Origin of the sequence: Nostoc sp. (assembly GCF_036917575.1) — a bacterium.
GTDB lineage: Bacteria > Cyanobacteriota > Cyanobacteriia > Cyanobacteriales > Nostocaceae > Nostoc.
Window position 1 is genome coordinate 73055 of sequence record NZ_JBALDC010000070.1, and the last position, 18416, is coordinate 91470.

At 39.2% G+C, this 18416-nt stretch carries 11 protein-coding genes and 2 pseudogenes; 3 read left to right on the forward strand and 10 right to left on the reverse strand.

Annotation, left to right across the window (positions count from 1 at the left end):
• Window positions 1-325: 325 nt before the first annotated feature.
• Window positions 326-6232, forward strand: a complete 5907-nt coding sequence (locus tag V7K79_RS20075) for an AAA family ATPase (protein WP_335049744.1) — start codon at window positions 326-328, stop codon at window positions 6230-6232.
• Window positions 6233-6243: 11 nt separating this feature from the next.
• Here V7K79_RS20075 and V7K79_RS20080 read toward each other — a convergent pair whose 3' ends face one another.
• Entirely contained in the window at window positions 6244-7371 is a 1128-nt protein-coding gene (locus tag V7K79_RS20080; protein ID WP_335049745.1) for an ABC transporter ATP-binding protein, read from the reverse strand.
• Window positions 7372-7669: 298 nt separating this feature from the next.
• On the opposite strand from V7K79_RS20080, the gene mrdA reads away from it, so the two are divergent.
• Window positions 7670-9517 (forward strand): penicillin-binding protein 2, encoded by a 1848-nt coding sequence (gene mrdA / locus V7K79_RS20085; RefSeq protein WP_335049746.1) that lies wholly within the window; start codon window positions 7670-7672, stop codon window positions 9515-9517.
• Between the two features lie 311 nt (window positions 9518-9828).
• Here mrdA and V7K79_RS20090 read toward each other — a convergent pair whose 3' ends face one another.
• The 9 genes and pseudogenes from V7K79_RS20090 to V7K79_RS20130 form a co-directional block, all read right to left on the reverse strand.
• Window positions 9829-10059, reverse strand: a complete 231-nt coding sequence (locus V7K79_RS20090; protein ID WP_335049747.1) for a type II toxin-antitoxin system MqsA family antitoxin — start codon at window positions 10057-10059, stop codon at window positions 9829-9831.
• Between the two features lie 17 nt (window positions 10060-10076).
• The gene (locus V7K79_RS20095; RefSeq protein WP_335049748.1) at window positions 10077-10358 is read right to left on the reverse strand and encodes a DUF4258 domain-containing protein; all 282 of its coding nucleotides are present in this window, start codon (window positions 10356-10358) and stop codon (window positions 10077-10079) included.
• Window positions 10359-10556: 198 nt separating this feature from the next.
• Window positions 10557-11756: a hypothetical protein gene (locus V7K79_RS20100; RefSeq protein ID WP_335049749.1), complete on the reverse strand. Its 1200-nt coding sequence runs from the start codon at window positions 11754-11756 to the stop codon at window positions 10557-10559.
• 78 nt (window positions 11757-11834) lie between these two features.
• Window positions 11835-12074 (reverse strand): type II toxin-antitoxin system HicA family toxin, encoded by a 240-nt coding sequence (locus V7K79_RS20105; protein WP_335049750.1) that lies wholly within the window; start codon window positions 12072-12074, stop codon window positions 11835-11837.
• Window positions 12067-12333 carry a type II toxin-antitoxin system HicB family antitoxin gene (locus tag V7K79_RS20110; RefSeq protein ID WP_335049751.1) on the reverse strand — a complete coding sequence of 89 codons (267 nt, stop codon included), beginning with the start codon at window positions 12331-12333 and terminating at the stop codon, window positions 12067-12069. The genes V7K79_RS20105 and V7K79_RS20110 overlap by 8 nt, the downstream gene beginning before the upstream one ends.
• Before the next feature lie 63 nt (window positions 12334-12396).
• On the reverse strand, window positions 12397-15057 hold the full coding sequence (gene acnB / locus V7K79_RS20115) for a bifunctional aconitate hydratase 2/2-methylisocitrate dehydratase (protein ID WP_335049903.1): 2661 nt from the start codon (window positions 15055-15057) through the stop codon (window positions 12397-12399).
• A gap of 356 nt (window positions 15058-15413) precedes the next feature.
• Window positions 15414-16301 (reverse strand): annotated as a pseudogene (locus tag V7K79_RS20120) (DUF4351 domain-containing protein).
• A 194-nt stretch (window positions 16302-16495) separates the two neighbouring features.
• Window positions 16496-16894, reverse strand: coding sequence for a hypothetical protein (locus V7K79_RS20125; RefSeq protein WP_335049752.1), 399 nt, complete (start codon window positions 16892-16894; stop codon window positions 16496-16498).
• A gap of 591 nt (window positions 16895-17485) precedes the next feature.
• A pseudogene (locus V7K79_RS20130) lies at window positions 17486-17737 on the reverse strand (hypothetical protein); the annotation flags it as partial.
• A 253-nt stretch (window positions 17738-17990) separates the two neighbouring features.
• Here V7K79_RS20130 and V7K79_RS20135 point away from each other — a divergent pair.
• Window positions 17991-18311 carry a 2Fe-2S iron-sulfur cluster-binding protein gene (locus V7K79_RS20135; RefSeq protein WP_335049753.1) on the forward strand — a complete coding sequence of 107 codons (321 nt, stop codon included), beginning with the start codon at window positions 17991-17993 and terminating at the stop codon, window positions 18309-18311.
• The last annotated feature ends 105 nt before the right edge of the window (window positions 18312-18416 follow it).

Sequence of the window (18416 nt, forward strand, 5' to 3'; positions counted from 1 at the left end):
TAAAGAGGTAAAACAAAAGATTTTTGACCACTTATTTACGATGAAAGGTGTCGGTAAAAGTATAGTTCTGAAACTCACGAACCTTCGTCAAATTTTTTAAGAAATCCACGAGATAAAATTGAGTTTTAACTCGGTTCTGGGTCAGGGTACAGAATTTAGGATTGAAATTTCGGTATAAATCCCGGATACTTCTTGTTCGTGCTAGGGTCTCGTAGACGAGGGATAGGATTAGCGCCTCTAAATCTTCAAAATTTAAAGTCGTGCAGCGACGGGTTTGCTGTATATCTGGGAACACTATATCTGGAAGTCTTAAAGATTTAGCAGTATGGTTAGTACGAGAGTTAATATTCCCGGATACAAGGTTAGTGAAGAACTCTACAATGGTTCTAGAACCATTGTATATCGAGGGTATCGAGAGACTGACTCATTACCTGTAGCGATCAAACTGCTGAAAAATCCTTATCCGAGTTTCAACGAACTCTTGTCGTTTCGGAATCAGTACACCATCGCTAAAAATCTCAATTCACCTCTAATTATCCAAACCTATAGCCTAGAACCGTATCAAAATGGTTATGCGTTAGTAATGGAAGATTTTGGGGGGATTTCTCTCAAGGATTGGGGATTAGGGAGTGGGGAGTGGAAAGTTAGGCAAAACCTAGAATCTTTGATGGAGTTTTTAGAAATAGCGATCGCACTGTGCGACACCTTAGATATATTGTATCGCGATCGCATTATTCATAAAGATATCAAACCCGCCAATGTCTTAATTAATCCACAAACCAAACAAGTCAAATTAATTGACTTTAGTATTGCATCTCTACTACCACGGGAAACTCAAACACTGATGAATCCCAATGTCTTGGAAGGCACACTTGGTTATATTTCTCCCGAACAAACAGGAAGAATGAATCGAGGGATTGACTACCGGACTGACTTTTATTCTTTAGGTGTGACTTTTTATGAACTACTTACGGGTGAGTTACCGTTTCAATCAAACGACCCGATGGAGTTGGTACATTGTCATTTAGCAAAACTTCCACCACTTTTAGGGGATAGGGAAAAGATTCCCCAAGTTCTCTGTGACATTGTAATGAAATTGATGGCAAAAAATGCTGAAGACCGCTATCAGAGTGCATTGGGACTAAAATTTGATTTAGAAATTTGTTTATCTCAACTCCAAGAAACTGGTGAAATTAAGCATTTCCCAATTGCGCAACGGGATCTGTGCGATCGCTTTATTATTCCTGATAAACTTTATGGACGAGAAACAGAAGTAGAAACTCTACTGCAAGCATTTGAGCGCGTTAGTACAGGTGCGACAGAAATGATGCTGGTAGCTGGTTTTTCGGGTATTGGTAAAACCGTTGTAGTTAACGAAGTTCATAAACCAATTGTCAAAAAACGCGGTTATTTTATCAAAGGGAAATATGACCAATTTCAACGAAATATTCCCTTTAGTGCTTTTGTACAAGCCTTCCGCGATTTAATGAAGCAATTATTAACAGAAAGCGATGCTAAAATCCAGCAATTTAAAACCAAGATTTTAGCGGCTGTAGGTGATAATGGACAGGTAATTATTGAAGTCATCCCCGAATTAGAAAGAATTATTGGTCAACAACCACCTGCTACAGAATTATCAGGAACTGCCGCCCAAAATCGGTTTAATTTATTATTTCAGAAATTTACCCAAGTCTTTACCAGTGAAAAACATCCATTAGTGATGTTTTTAGATGATTTGCAATGGGCAGATTCAGCATCATTAATGTTAATCCAGTTATTAATTGCTGATACAAAACATTTTTTCTTAATTGGTGCTTATCGTGATAACGAAGTCAATTCAGCACATCCATTAATGTTGACTTTACATGATATAAAAAAAACAGCAGCCACTATTAATACGATTACTTTAGCGCCTCTGAGTCAATTGCAAGTGAATCAATTAGTTGCTGATACACTAAAATGTATAAAAAATTTGGCATTACCTGTTTCTAAATTGATATTTCAGAAAACTCAAGGTAATCCGTTTTTTGCTATACAGTTTCTCAAAGCATTACATCAAGATGGATTAATTGAATTTAACTTTAAATCAGGTTATTGGCAATGTGACATCACAAAAATAAATCAGCAAGCGGTGACAGATGATGTTGTTAAGTTCATGGTGTTTCAATTACAAAGACTACCTAAATCAACTCAAAATGTATTACAACTAGCCGCTTGTATTGGCAATCAATTTGATTTAACAACTTTGGCGATCGTTTTGGAATCATCAGAAATTGAAACAGCTGCTAGTTTATGGAAGGCTTTACAAGAAGGGTTAATTTTACCAATTAGTGATGTTTATAAATTTTATCAAGATTCGTCATTAGTCATTGGTCATACCCGGTGGGAAGGCGTTCGCGTAGCGTCTGGTAGAGAAGCGCCTATGTCATTAGAAGAGAGCGAACGAATGACAAAGGAGAAAGGACAAAGGACAGCTAATTATAAATTTTTGCATGACAGAGTACAACAAGCTGCCTATACTCTAATTCCTGATAACCAGAAACAAGCAACTCATCTTAAAATTGGTCAATTACTTCTACAAAATTCCTCTCAAATAGAACAAGAAGAAAAACTATTTGATATTGTCGGACATTTGAATTTAGGGCAAGAGTTGATCGCTCAATCAAACGAGCGAGAAGCTTTGGCTCGACTTAACTTAGCAGCTGGAGGTAAAGCCAAAAATTCTACTGCTTATGCTGCGGCTAGAGCCTATTTGCAAACTGGGATTGAGCTACTCACAGTGAACTGCTGGCAAGATCAATATGAATTGACCCTGAGTCTCTATGTTGCCGCCACCGAAGCCGCCTACTTAAATGCTGACTTTGATGGTATGGAACAGATAGCGGTACAGGTGTTGCAATCAGCCCAGACGATTTTAGACAAAGTTAAAATTTACGAAATTAAAATTGCTGCTGAGACTGCCCAGAGCAGACTATTAGAAGCGATCGCAGTTGGCAGAGATGCTTTAAAACAATTGGGAGTTGAACTACCCATCGAGCCAAACAATGCTGAGATTGGTAAAGCTTTACAAGTTCTTGCTAGTCAACTTGCAGGCAAACGAATTGAGGAACTAGCTGACTTACCAGTGATGATCGATCCCCAAGCACAGGCTGCCATGCAACTGTTAGGAATGTTGTTTGCACCCGTTTTCCAAGGAATGCCGGGTTTATTGCCCCTAATTAGCTCCACAATGGTCAGCCTATCGCTTCAGTTTGGGAATACGCCTGCCTCCACGGCGGGATATGGGCTGCACGGAATGGTGCTGTGTGCATTTTTGGGAGAGGTTGAAGGAGGTTACGGTTTTGGGCAATTGGCATTGAATTTGCTAGATCGGTTCAATGCGCGGGAATTCAAATCGACAATTTCCATGTTGTTTGGTGGCTTTATTCAGCATCACCAAGAAGCACTCTCGGCAACGATACCGTTGTTGAAAGCTGGTTTTAATTCTGGTATGGAAACTGGCGATTTTTTACACGCTGGCTATAACGTATGTTGTTACAGCTATGCAGTCTTTTGGAGTGGCTCTGAACTCAGCAATTTGGAATTAGATATAACAAGTTATAACGCCGCTTTAACTCAGGCGAAGCAACATTCTGCGCAGACTTATGTAAGTATTATGCGGCAGGCAGCACAGAACTTCAGGGAAACTTGCATTCAGCCGGATTGTTTGAGCGGTAGTATCTACGATGAAACGGTGATGATTCCCAAGCATCGTCAGGCTAATGAACTCACGGTGATGGCTGAGTTGTATATCTACAAACTGTTGCTTGCCTATTCTTTTGGTGATTACAAAGCTGCGATCGCTTATATTGACGAAGGGGAGAAGTATTTACTTGCGGTATCAGGATTGATTTTTATTCCGATTTACCATTTCTATGCAGCCTTGACGTACTTAGCCCTATTTTCCACCCACTCAGAAATTGAACTTTCTGTAATTATTGCCCAGGTAGAAATCCATCAAACCACTCTGTACCAATCGGCGCAAAATGCTCCCACAAATCATCTGCATAAATGGCATTTAGTTGAGGCTGAAAAACAAAGAGTTTTGGGCAATAAAGCAGAAGCACTTGAAAATTACGATCGCGCCATAACTCTAGCCAAAGCCAATGGCTACATCCAAGAAGAAGCACTTAGTAATGAACTAATAGCCAAATTTTATCTCGATTGGGGTAAAGAAAAAGTTGCCCAAGCATATATGCAAGAAGCATACTACTGTTACGCTCATTGGGGCGCAAAAGCCAAAATAGAAGATTTAGAAAAACGTTATCCCCAACTACTCCAATCCATTCTGCAACAGCAACGAATCAACTTCAACCCCCTAGAAACTATTAGCTTTCGTAGCACTTCTTCATCTACTCGCACTTCTACCACTAGCAACACTAGTATTTCCGATGCACTAGATTTTACCTCTGTCCTCAAAGCTGCTCAAGCTATCTCCAGTACTCTAGAATTAGATCGACTCATTGTCAGCTTGAGCCAGATTATTCTAGAAAACTCTGGTGCGAAAAAAGCTGTATTAATTCTTCCCCAAGATGATATTTGGCAAGTTAGGGCAATTACTTTTATCAATCATAAAGCAAATTCCCAGATTAATATCCAAACTATTCTTGAACCACAATCAATCGACACTTGTCAAGATATTCCTGTAAAAATTCTTCATTACGTTAGAAATACTCAACAAACAGTTATTATAGACAATTGCAAAACAGATATTATTGGGTTGATCGGGGAATATATGCAGCGAACACAACCCCAAAGTGTATTATGTACCCCAATTATTAATCAAGGGCATTTAGTCGGGATTCTTTACCTAGAAAATAAACTGACGCAAGGGGTATTTACTAGCGATCGCCTTTCTATTATAAATTTCCTCTGCACTCAAGCAGCAATTTCTTTGGAAAATGCCCAATTATATAATCATCTTCAAGAGCGAGGAAAGTTCCTTAGCAGTATTTATGAAGGTGTTGGCTGTTTAATCTTTGTGAGTGATATACGAGATAATGGTAGGTTTGAGTACACAGGATGGAGTAAATCGTGCGAATTAGCGGCTGGTATATCTGCTTTTCAAGTGCTGGGTAAAACTCCGCAAGAAGTAATAGGTGCTGATGAAGGTGCAGCAATGGAGCAAAAATATCTGCATTGTTTCCAAACCGGAATACCCGTCACCTATGAAGAATGTCTAACATTTAATCACCAGAAAACTTGGTGGTTAACCACACTCAGTCCATTAAAAGATGAGACGGGCAAAGTTTATCGCATAGTCGGGACGACTATTAATATTAGCGATCGCAAACAAGCTGAATCAGCGGTTACAGAAAAATCTCAAGCACTCGGAACAGCCTTAGAAGATTTACAACAAGCCCAATTACAAATTGTTCAAAATGAGAAAATGTCAGCACTGGGTAATTTAGTTGCTGGGGTAGCCCATGAAATGAATAATCCTTTGGGCTTTATTTATGCAAGTCTTAAACAAGCTAAACCTACTATTGCTGATGTTGTGCAACACTTGAAACTTTATCAAGAAAGTTTACCTAATGCGGGTGTTGAAATTATCGCTCATGCAGAAGAAATCGACTTAGATTATAGTTTAGAAGATTTACCCAAGATAATAGATTCAATGGTGATGGCGTGCGATCGCCTCAAAAATATCAGCACTAGTTTAAGAACTTTCTCCCGTGCTGATAAAGATTACAAAGTACCATTTCAAATTCATGAAGGTATTGAAAGTACAATTTTAATTCTCAAACATCGCCTCAAAGCCAATGAGCAACGTCCAGCAATTGAAGTAATAACTGATTATGGTAGGTTGCCCCAAGTTGAATGTTTTCCTGGACAATTAAACCAAGTATTTATGAATATCCTCGCTAATGCCATTGATGCCTTGGATGAGTCAAATACTGAGCGTAATTTTGCAGAAATCCAAGAAAATCCTCACAAGATTACAATTCAAACCTCATTGAAAGATAATCAGGTTCAAATAATCATTGCTGATAATGCTAATGGCATGAATGAAGCAGTCAAACAAAAGATATTTGACCATTTGTTTACGACAAAATCTGTGGGAAAAGGGACAGGATTGGGGTTGGCGATCGCCCGTCAAATTGTTGTGGAAAAACACGGAGGTTCAATACACTGCAACTCTTCCACAGGAAAAGGTACAGAGTTTGTGATTGCAATTCCAGTACGGAAATAAACAGTGCTTGACTATTGACTAATAGCTAAACAATCAGTTTCTGCCCACCAGGCGTAAATAGGTGTGTCACGGTCTGGTAAAGTACCAAAAGTATTAGGTTGCAGCACATTAATACTAATGCCATTTGTTAATTCCATAACATAATTAATGTGTGTGCCCAAATACATCACGTCAACAAGCCGTCCTTCAAAGCAGTTAGCTGGCAAATTGGGTGGATAAAGCGAAAGCTGTATTTTTTCTGGACGCACACTCACTACTACAGCTTGTGATAATTCAGTTGGTGTATCTTCAGCGCGGTTAATAACAATTGAGAGTCCCATTTTTGTTGAGATTTTAATATTAGAGGAGTCTACCGCGACAATTTCACCACTGAATAAATTAGTATCACCAATAAAATCAGCAACAAACGATGTGCAGGGACGTTCGTAAATTTGGCTAGGAGTGCCAACTTGTTCAATTTTGCCTTGATTCATCACGGCAATGCGATCGCTCAAAGACAATGCTTCTTCTTGGTCGTGTGTCACCATCACAAAGGTTAACCCTAACTCTTTGTGTAAATTTGATAACTCAACCTGCATTTCCTTACGTAGTTTTAAATCTAACGCCCCTAAAGGTTCATCCAGTAGGACGACGGTGGGACGGTTGACTAAAGCCCTTGCTAAAGCGACTCGCTGCTGTTGACCACCAGAAAGTTGATTGGGAAAACGCGATCGCAAACTTTCCATTTTCACGAGTTTTAAAGCTTCTTCGACTCTAGCTTCAATTTTCGATTTGGGTATTTTTTTTAACCGCAGTCCAAAGGCGATGTTATTCCAGACATTCAGATGGTTAAATAGAGCGTAACTTTGAAATACAGTATTGACGGGTCGGCGGTAAGAGGGCACATTAGTCATGGACTGACCCTGAATAAATACCTTACCAGCGTCAGCAATTTCAAACCCAGCAATTAAGCGTAGTGTTGTTGTTTTACCACAACCGGAGGGGCCTAAAATACTAAAAAATTCTCCTTGTCTGACATCCAAATTAATGCCATTTACTGCTGGTTCTTGGTTAAAAAACTTGAAGACGTTACGCAGTTCAACATCAAGTGGTTGAGAATTTGTTATCCCCCTCTGATTTTGCATGACAATTTGAGCCATAATCCTCAGTAGAATGCCACGATCTTACGTTATGTCAATTGATTTAGTCTTTTGGGCAGACTATATTTGACACTTTGGTTTATTGTATCCGCCAAAAACAATTGTTCAAGAATATACTTGCTCAATTCTTTTATACTCAGTAACAAAATACTGGTATGGTAATTTTATATACTAGCTTACTCATTTAGATGATCTGTAATTAAGTTAAAAAGTCTTAAAATTGCATATTAGCAATTGCTGAAAGGCAGGCTAAAATTGCATTTATTCATTTTGAATTTTGAATTTTGAATTGATACTTATGTCTTTATTCCCATCACTTGGCAACAAAAAAGATACACGTACAGTTGGACGTGGTTTCCAATCAATATTTTTAATCGTATTTACCCTATTAACGATCACTGGGATTGAGGTTCGTTTAGCCTACTTGCAAATAGTTGATGGGCCAAAACTCCGGGAACGAGCCGAAGCAAACCGAATTCGGATGATTGCCAAACAACCAGAACGAGGCAATATTTTTGACCGGAATGGCAAACTTTTAGCCAGTACTCGCTATCCTAGCTCAGTATATTTGTGGCCAATGGCACATACTAAGCCTTCTTGGTCTGTAGTCGGCCCGCGTCTAGCACAAATTCTCAACATTCCTCAAGATGAGATGGAAAAGAAATTAGAACAAGCAGGTGCTAATTCTTCTTCGCTCATCCGGGTTGCTCGCGATTTAAATGAAGCAGAAATTACGGCATTAAAGGAGTATAAAAATGAACTTCCAGAAGTGGAAATAAATACAGATTCTGTACGTTATTATCCCCACGGCAAGGAATTAGCGCACGTACTAGGTTATACGCGGGAATTGACTGCCGAGCAGTTAAAGGGCAAGAAGGAGGAAGGCTACCGACTGGGAGATGTAATCGGTCAGATGGGCGTGGAAAAGGCTTATGAGAAAGCTCTACGGGGCGAATGGGGCGGTCAGCAGGTAGAAGTGGATGGTGCAGGTAGACCAATCCGGGTTATCGGAGAGAAACAGGCAAAGGCTGGTAACGATTTGCACCTAACTATAGATTTAGATGTGCAAAAAGCAGCCCAAAAAGCTTTGGGAAATCACCGAGGTGCGATCGCAGCAATCGATCCGAATAATGGTGCTGTTTTAGCGCTGGTATCTTATCCCACCTTTGACCCGAATATCTTCTCTAAACAAAAACTCTCCCAGAAAGATTGGGAAAGCTTGCAAGGTAAAGATCATCCTTTGGTTAATCGTGCCCTAAGTGCCTTTCCGCCCGCCAGTACTTTCAAAATTGTCACTACAACAGCTGGACTTGAATCAGGTAAGTTTTCTCCTGACTCAATACTACAAACCTTTGGTTCTCTGACCGTGGGTGGGGTGACATTTGGTGAGTGGAACCACGCTGGATTTGGGCCATTAGGATTTCCAAGAGCGATCGCTATGAGTAGCGATACTTTCTTCTATCAAGTTGGCAGGAAAGTTGGCGGCCCAACTTTAATCAAATGGAGTCGCAAATACGGATTTGGTCAAAGAACTGGTATTGAATTTCGTGATGAAGAATCAATAGGTTTGGTTCCAGATGAAACATGGAAGCAGAAAGTTTTGAAAACGCCTTGGAGTGTTGGTGACACCATTAATATGTCAATTGGTCAAGGCGCTTTGCAAGTGACACCTCTGCAATCGGCGATTATGTTTTCTGTTCCTGCTAATGGCGGGTATCGAGTTCAGCCGCATTTGCTTAAAGATAACGAAGAAGCAAAAAGTTGGCGAGAATCCTTAAATATGAAGCCGACAACTATCAAAGTTCTCCGCGAAGGACTGCGGAAGGTGGTGAGTGAAGGCACTGGTAAGCGCTTGGACGTGCCGACAATTGCCCCAGCATCCGGGAAAAGTGGCACAGCTGAAGCTGGTGTTGGTCGCCCAAATCATACATGGTTTGGTGCTTATGCGCCCAGTAATAAGCCAGAAATTGTGGTTGTGGCTTTTGGGGAAAATACTGGCGAACATGGCGGTACTATTTGCGGCCCGATGGTTTTACAAGTACTAGAAGCTTATTTTCAGCACAAATATCCAGGTAAATATCAAAAACCTCAGCCTGATCCATCAGAAGCTAAAACTCAAAGTTCAGGACATAGCACTGGAGATTAGTACCGCAGGGCGGAATTCGTAATTAGCATTCTTATTCAGTGTCTTCCACTGCCAAAATCTCATGTAATTCTTCTATGGTGAGTGAAGCATGGTAAATATTAAGTTCTATTTTATAGACTTTCAAAAAAGAGGCGATCGCTTCATTAATTTGTTTGATCGCTGCTTCTTGATTTATCCCTTGCCCTACCAGTCATTTTCTAAGTATAAAGTAACCTAATAACCCGCACTATTTCGCAAAATTGTTGTGTAAAAGTCCATAAATGTGTATTAGTGAGAGAACAGCTGAAGCAATATTTGGTTTTGGCAATTATTTATGATTCAAAGCTAGCTACTTCTACAGGACGTTCAACAGCTAATTTTTTACGGTTAGTTTTGATCTGTTCAATTTTGTGAAGAGTTTCAGCAGTTAAATAACTTTCGCCGCAATGAGTACAGGTTATCACTGGAATGTTTTCTATTACTAGCAGGTCTTTACCCTTACCATAGGTTCTAGTAATTTGGCGGATTTTTACACCTTCGCTTCCACAAATATCACACAGCATTTGCCGCTTTCCTGGTATTAGGGTATGTATACACTAATGATAACAAGTTTTCCAGTTGGACTTAGCTTGGCAATTATTTCGACTTCCCCTGCATCAAGAGTTAAACCTCTAATGCGATATTTAAATTCTGCTGTCACTTTATCCTTTTGACGTTCCAGTATTTCCCCTGTGAGGATACCTTGTTCAATGTCATAGATTGTTAGATTGTCATCGCTCATTTCTTCTTCAGCATGTAGCGTCATTAAATACTGACGAGAAGAAACTTTATCCCGCATTCGTTGCAAAATTTCATCGAACAAGGTGGTAATCTCAGACGAATTATACTTTAACAGTTTACAGCGATGTCTACGACGGGCTACGCCTACGCATCCCTAATTTACCAGGTGCGATCGCGCTGATATAATGGTCAATTAGATTAAAACATTGTTATTTTTAACTCCTAAAGCTTGACTGAAAATGACATTTATAAAATCAATAAATTGTTTATTTTATGTTGTTTACTTAATCCTATAGTTCCAAGTCTGAATGGCTAAATCAATATACCATCCCAAATTAGTAGGAGTATTTCTTTCCTGTGACCTCCACCATTCCCAAATAGAATCATCAAAAGGACGGGTAGCACCTTTCAGGAGATAGATGAATAAATCTAAAGTGTTTATATTTATATCACTGGACGCTTGACATAAATACATATTTGCATTTGTCCATTTTGTCATACCATGCCTGTTAAATGAGTAACAAAAATGATTATTAGATTTTTCTTCAATATTAACGGTAGTCTTAGTACACACCAACCATTCGACGACAGAATCTTGAGCAAAATGGCTGTTATTTGCAGCTAATACAAGACCAAATCGTGCTACTGGAATTTTAATTTTAGTTTTCACCTTAGTTGGCAACCAAAGAAATAACCATATTCCTTTACTTGTATTAGTTATTTCAGCTAGTTTCTTATGATTTTCTCCTTCGCCAGTACCATATAATATTTTTCTATAAGTAGGGCTAACCATTTCCTTTATCTTTGGTTGAGCGATAAAAAGCTCTCTGATGATTCTAAAGTTTTGATGAGTATCTACAGGTAAGTTACTTTTAAAGTTATGAGTAAAAGCTGGTAAGACTGTATTTTGTAAGTCTTCATTTTGCAAACTACCAGGTAAGCCAAATACAGGGTAAAGAATATCATAGTTCTTACCTTCTAATTGGAATTTAGCACCTGTCGTCTGATATTCAACATGAAATTTTAAAAAAAATATATCATTTTCAAATTTTGATGCTTCTTTATCTGTGTAGTTGTCGCCATGAAAACTAGGAGCAATAGCGATTAATTTTATCGGTAATGAGTAATCGAGTTGGTCAGCTAAAGATTGATTTTGCAGAATATTTTTTCGATATCTCAATAGTTGAGATACCAATCCTCTATCTTCTTCATTTTTTAATTCAATAATGACTGCTTGTTTATTTAGTTTGTTACAGCATAGTAAATCACAACGCTGCATTTTGAGACTATGCTGACGTTTAATTAAAACCAATTCTGGAAATATTATGTCAAAATAAGCTTCAATATAATCTTCTAAATCTTGTTCAGACTGAAAGTGAATTTCTCCACCAATGTAAATTAATTTACGATTCGCTTTGCCTGACTCCTCATTTCGTTTCTTCAAGTTGGTTGTTAAATGTTTTGATTTTAAGTAGGGCATGAAAATTTTTAAATACAATAATTTGTATATAGATTATTGTATTTCTATAATATGTTTCACAGTAAAAATACTTAACATCTATTTTAAAAGACTTTCAATTTCCTCATCAGTAAAACCAAACTGCCGAAAAATACGCAAAACATAAGCAGGAGACATTTCTCTTGCACCCATATCTATAGGAACTACTCTCCTTTTACCATCAACTTCACGAGTATATAAACAATGGTCGCCTTTTCCTTCTCTATGGAATATGCAACCTGCTTGTTCTAAAAGCTTAATTAACTCCTTTGGTTTCAGGGAAGGTATATTTTTAGGCATAAACCTTTCTTAATTCATATATCTCTGAATTTTGTTCCTGTTCTTCAATAAATAAAAATTCATGTAATTCATCTATTGAAACCGGAGATTTATAAATATTACTTTCAGACTCATAAAGATTTTCAAAAGATTCAATAGCCTCTTTTAGCTTACTAATAGCATCTTCTTGAATAGTGCCCTGTCCTACAATTCCATTTTCTAAACACAACGCAACCCAATAACCAACGCTTTGCTTGAGTACTACTGTGTAAAAGTCCATTGATGTTCACCTATTTAAATTGTGGTGTCAGGTGGGCAGTGCCCACCCTACTTTAATTCTTTACTAACGCAAACTACTAGCTGGTACACCCATATCCTCAAGCTTCGGCATATCTTCCAACGCAATCACGCGCCCTTCATCCTCAAAACCGACAATTTGATCGAAGTTCAAATACCGATACAAATCATCTGCAAAAGGATGAATTCTTCTCGCCACAATATCCAAATACTCTTGCACTGTGGGAAGCCGTCCTAGCAGCGCACAAACTGCGGCTAATTCTGCTGAACCAAGATACACTCGTGCATCTTTACCCATGCGATTATTAAAATTGCGGGTAGAGGTAGAAAATACTGTTGTGCCATCAGCAACTCGCGCCTGATTACCCATGCACAAACTACATCCTGGTATTTCTGTCCGCGCAGCCGCAGCCTCAAAAACGCTGTATACACCTTCTTCTTTTAATTGGTGTTCATCCATGCGGGTTGGTGGTGCTATCCAAAGACGAGTTTTCACTTCACCTGCGCCTTCTAAAACTTTAGCTGTTGCCCGATAATGACCGATATTTGTCATACAAGAACCGACGAATACTTCTTGCACTGGATCATTAGCAACTTCCGATAATAATTTCACATTATCCGGGTCATTGGGAGCAGCAACAATTGGTTCTTTGATTTCGTTCAAATCAATTTCAATTATTTCCGCATATTCGGCATCGGCATCGCCTTCTAATAACACGGGATTTGCTAACCATTCTTCCATCTTGGCTACACGCCGCAGCATGGTACGCGGATCGTGATAACCGCGTGCGATCATATTTTTTAGCAGCGCCACGTTAGAACGCAGATATTCAGAAATTGTCTCTACACTCAGCTTAATAGTGCATCCGGCACAAGAACGTTCGGCGCTAGCATCGGTGAGTTCAAAGGCTTGTTCAACTTTTAAATCTGGCAAACCTTCTATTTCCATAATTCGCCCAGAGAAGACATTTTTCTTGTTCTGCTTCTCTGCTGTCAGCAAACCTTTTTGAATTGCTACGTAGGGTATGGCATTCACGACATCGCGCAGGGTGATACCTGGTTGCAATTCACCTTTGAATCTTACCAATACTGACTCTGGCATATCTAAAGGCATGACACCCAAGGCGGCTGCAAAGGCTACCAACCCAGAACCGGCGGGGAAGGATATACCCAAGGGGAAGCGGGTGTGAGAGTCGCCGCCAGTTCCCACGGTGTCGGGTAGCAGCATCCGATTTAACCAAGAGTGGATGATACCATCACCGGGGCGGAGGGCGACACCGCCACGAGAAGCAAAGAAATCAGGCAGTTCGTGATGGGTTTTGATGTCTACTGGTTTAGGATAAGCTGCTGTGTGGCAGAAACTTTGGATCACTAAGTCTGCACTGAAACCAAGACAGGCGAGTTCTTTCAATTCGTCGCGGGTCATCGGGCCTGTGGTATCTTGAGAACCAACAGTAGTGATGATTGGTTCGCAGGATGTGCCGGGACGCACCCCAGGTAATCCGCAAGCTTTACCTACCATTTTCTGGGCTAAACTGTAGCCTTTACCTGTATCGATGGCTTGCTGAGGACGGGTAAAAACGGTGCTGGGTTTTAAATCGAGTGCAAGACGAGTTTTATCAGTGAGGGTACGGCCGATAAGTAGGGGGATGCGTCCACCTGCGCGGACTTCATCGAGGATGGTATCAGGTTTGAGGGCAAAGGTGGAAATGACTTCGCCTGCTTCGTTAGTGATTTCGCCTTTGTAGGGATGGATGGTAATTACCATGCCAGTTTCTAGTTTGGTGACATCGCACTGAATAGGCAAAGCACCGGCATCTTCTGCTGTGTTAAAGAAGATTGGCGCGATCGCACCACCTAAAACATAACCCCCAGCGCGTTTGTTTGGTACAAAAGGTATATCATTTCCCATGTGCCACAATACCGAGTTGATGGCAGATTTACGCGAGGAACCTGTACCAACTACATCCCCTACGTAAGCTACAGGATGCCCTTTTTTCTTCAGTTCGGTAATGGTTGCTAAACTTCCCGGTTGCCGTGACTCTAACATCACTAAGGCGTGTAAGGGAATATCTGGGCGAGTTGTAGCGCTTTGGGCGGGCGATAAATCGTCGGTATTGGTTTCGCCAGGAACTTTAAAAACAGTGACAGTAATTGCTTGTTTTACTGTGGGGCGAGTAGTAAACCATTCAGCTTCCGCCCAAGAGTCAATCACCCGCTTGGCGAAAGGATTGGTTTTAGACAACTCTAAAATATCGTGGTAAGCGTCGTACACTAAGAGGATTTTGCTTAAGGCGTTGGCGGCGTAAGCAGCGATGGGTTCTTTTCCTTGTCCACCCATTACTAGAGGTGTTTCAGATGAGTCTGAGACGGATACAGTAGGCCATTGCAGCAGTTCGATTAAAGCTTGCACGTTGTAACCACCTACCATTGTCCCTAATAATTGCACCGCTTCTATACGCGAAATCAAAGGACTGGTGATTTCCTTTTTAGCAATCGCGGTGAGAAATCCGGCTTTGACATAAGCTGCTGGATCGACACCAGGAGAAACGCGATCGCTCAATAGATGTAATAATATCTCCTCTTGACCCTTTGGCGGATTTTTCAGTAATTCACATAATTCTGAGGTTTGCTTCGCATCCAATGGTAAAGGGGGAATACCGAGTGCTGCTCTTTCGGCAACGTGTTTACGATATGATTCCAGCATTTTTATGTTCTCCATTGGAATGTTCTACCTTTAATTATGAAATATTTTTAGGTAAGACTTGGCTATAAAAGTTTAGCTTACTTTTATTACTAAAAGCCTTATTGATAATCGGTTGTTTGAATTTTTTTTACTGAAAGTTTAGTTTTCGTCAACCAAATATTTTTACACTTTGATAGAACACGAGCAATACTAAACAGGGTTGCTGTAAAATCCGAATTGCTTAAAAATTCATTAATCTAAATTTGCGGTGATTAGTTGAGTAGGTATAGAATTCCACCCCCAACCCCTAAGAGGAAGCAAGGAGCTTGCTTTGATTAACTTATTTAATTAGTAGAAGCTATAATGATTTATTCTTATTATTGGTTGAACCAAGTTTCTAAATCAGCAACGCTAGAAAAGTCTAATAATGCTTCTCCTAAATTTTCTAATCGTTCAATCGATAAACTTTGAACTCGCTCGATTAATGATGCATCAATCTCACCAATACGGCGCTTAAGTAAGCGTATAACTAAACGTTGTTCTCCTTGTTTATTTCCTTCTTGTATAGCTTGTTCTCTGTCTTTTTGATAAAGCGGTTCTAATCGCATAATTAACTCCTTATCATCTGCTGATAATTCTTGATTTACTCTCAAGTTTTCGCGCAAGTTGTAAACTAATTCGAGAGTTGCTTTTTGGTATGGATAATCTAATGGTAACGCTTGCAACTCGATAATTGCTTGTGACTGCACACTTCCCCTTCCTAAAAGCCTTAACCATAAAGTTTCCGGTGTTTGGGGTAGTTAGTGTATCGCTACAATTGCTGTCCGCAACGCATCTGGCAGAAAATGCACTCCCGATAACCAACCTGTTTTTTGTATAGTTCCAAAGCTAGATAATCTAGTTTCAGATATAGTTGGGGTAAGAACCCACAATTTGGGAATTTCTGAGTACTGAAGTTTGATTTTATTGACCTTAGATTCTCGTCGCAAAAGAGCCTTTATTTCTAATAATTTGAGAATACAGTCGCAGATTTCATCGGTAGAAGCTGGATTGCGGAATGGTTCTATAATTGCAGGATGTTCGGCAAATTTTCCTAGCAAACCCAGTACTTGTATATTAGAGCTTTTGTTTCGGGCAGGAGTGAATAAAACATCTATTTCTTTAATCTCTCCTGCAACTTTTTCTGATGCTTTGATTTATCCGTAATTTTTTAATAATTCTTCTAGATAATCTTTGGCAAATTTATCATGTATAAACCGGGTCATTCAATTTTAAGATTTTGGAAATTCTGGGTTAATGCAAAGTCTTATTATATAGCAGTCCTGAATCATTTATAAAAGAAATCCCCGACTTCTTTGAGAAGTCAGGGATTTGGATATACTGAATTTTCACAGATACCATTATAAAAAAGTTAAAAGCAGATTATATAAGCCTTTTTAATTTTGACTTTTGCCTAGCGCTAATCGGTGGTTATTACATTTTCATCTGATGTTTTATCTGTGTTAGATTTCAAGCGTGTCAATCTACTTTTACGAATACGTTCGCTGTCTCGAACGCCACCTGCAAGTTCATATTCATTGCTGTTTTTGCCGTACTTGAAACCAACCCCCATCAGCATTTTGTCTGAAACCTGACTTAAGTTTTTTTCCATCTCATCCAGCTTTTTTATAGAAGAGTCGAGCATAGCTATAGCAGCGTTATAATCATCAAGCATATTGTGAAAATTGTCTATTAATTGACTCAGGTTTTGCATATTGTAAGTATCATCAAAATTGATATTTGGATCGATAGCTTTCAGTCCGGCAACTCTAAACTCAGCTTTTTCTATAATCCGGGAACTACGTTTTCTTCGAGACATAAATTTACACCTTTAAAAGCTTTATAAAGCTATTTTGTCTCAATTGACCTGTATTCTAGTTCAGCAAAAAGCACATTTTTTTTAGCAAAAATTTTTATCTATACCCCTGATTTCTCGGAATTTAATCACCAAAGGCATTTTCAGCAAATAATATCATGTTTAAGTTGCACGAAAACTACATAAGGGGTGATTAAGGGGGTAATTCGACTTTTGTGTACACTGTTGCTTGGTAAAGGGAAGGATTAAAAGTACGGCAAAACGTATACTGAGTAAGCATTTCATCTGAAATTGACACTTATGAGCATTGCTTTGCCCCTACAAATAATCTATATTCCATGCAATTGAGAAGCACTATGAGCGATCGCTTTAACTTTAAGGCTTAATGTTGTAACCTTAAGAGTCAACCTTGTAATATTAATGACCAAAGTTTGCTGGTGAGTGCATTATGGCAAGCAGCCCCGTTGGGAAAGGCAAAAGTTAAAAATAATAATTAAGTTTTGGTATATTTTTTAATACGAGTAATCACGTACCAATTTCTGATATAGCTTTTGAATTTGCTTTCAGAATAACCAAAATTTGTTTCTATTAGCCAATAAACGGCCTTAACCCATTATTCAACACTGCGATCGCAATTGCCCCTACTGAATCACGAGCAGCACCCACATCTGGCCCTGCTGCTTTGAGAACTTCGCAGGTTGTACCAAATAAACTATAAAGAGAGTTCATCGCTTCTCGTACCAAACCCTGGTCAAGTTCTAATGGTTGCACAGCAATGCGCGTCACCAATTCCACATAAAGCGACCAAGCCGCCTTCTTTTGTGTGGTGTCAACTTTCCAAGACATCGAACCAATGCCAAAAGGCAGACTTACAGATACAGTCTCTAAAGAAACGCGATCGCGTTTCTTTATAATAAGCAAATTTAGTTAATTTATTTGTGTATTGTATAGTAAATAATATTACTAATTTACAAAATGTTCAAAATTAGTTGCTATAATAGTTAACTTTTTACCTAATTTTTTATAGTAACATCTAGATATTTTTAACTAATTCAGATAAACTAATACGTTTGTCCGTTGCATCACGCTTGTTTTGTATATGCCCAAAACTTACACCGTAGAAATTGATCACCAAGGCAAAATTCATACCTTGCAAGTTCCTGAAAATGAAACGATCTTATCTGTTGCCGATGCTGCTGGTTTGGAACTGCCGAGTTCTTGTAATGCAGGTGTTTGCACGACTTGCGCCGGTCAAATAAGCGATGGAACTGTGGATCAAACTGATGGTATGGGTGTTAGTCCAGATTTGCAAAAGCAAGGTTACGTATTGCTTTGTGTTGCCAAACCTCTTTCTGATTTGAAAATTAAGACGGAAAAAGAAGAAATAGTTTATCAATTGCAATTTGGTAAAGACCAATAATCAGTTATCAATACAGCAGTTTTCATTTGCATGAAGTACAAAGTTTTGAGTTTTGAGGCAGAAGGCAGAAGGCAGGAGGCAGGAGGGAAGAGGTAGAAACTCTTT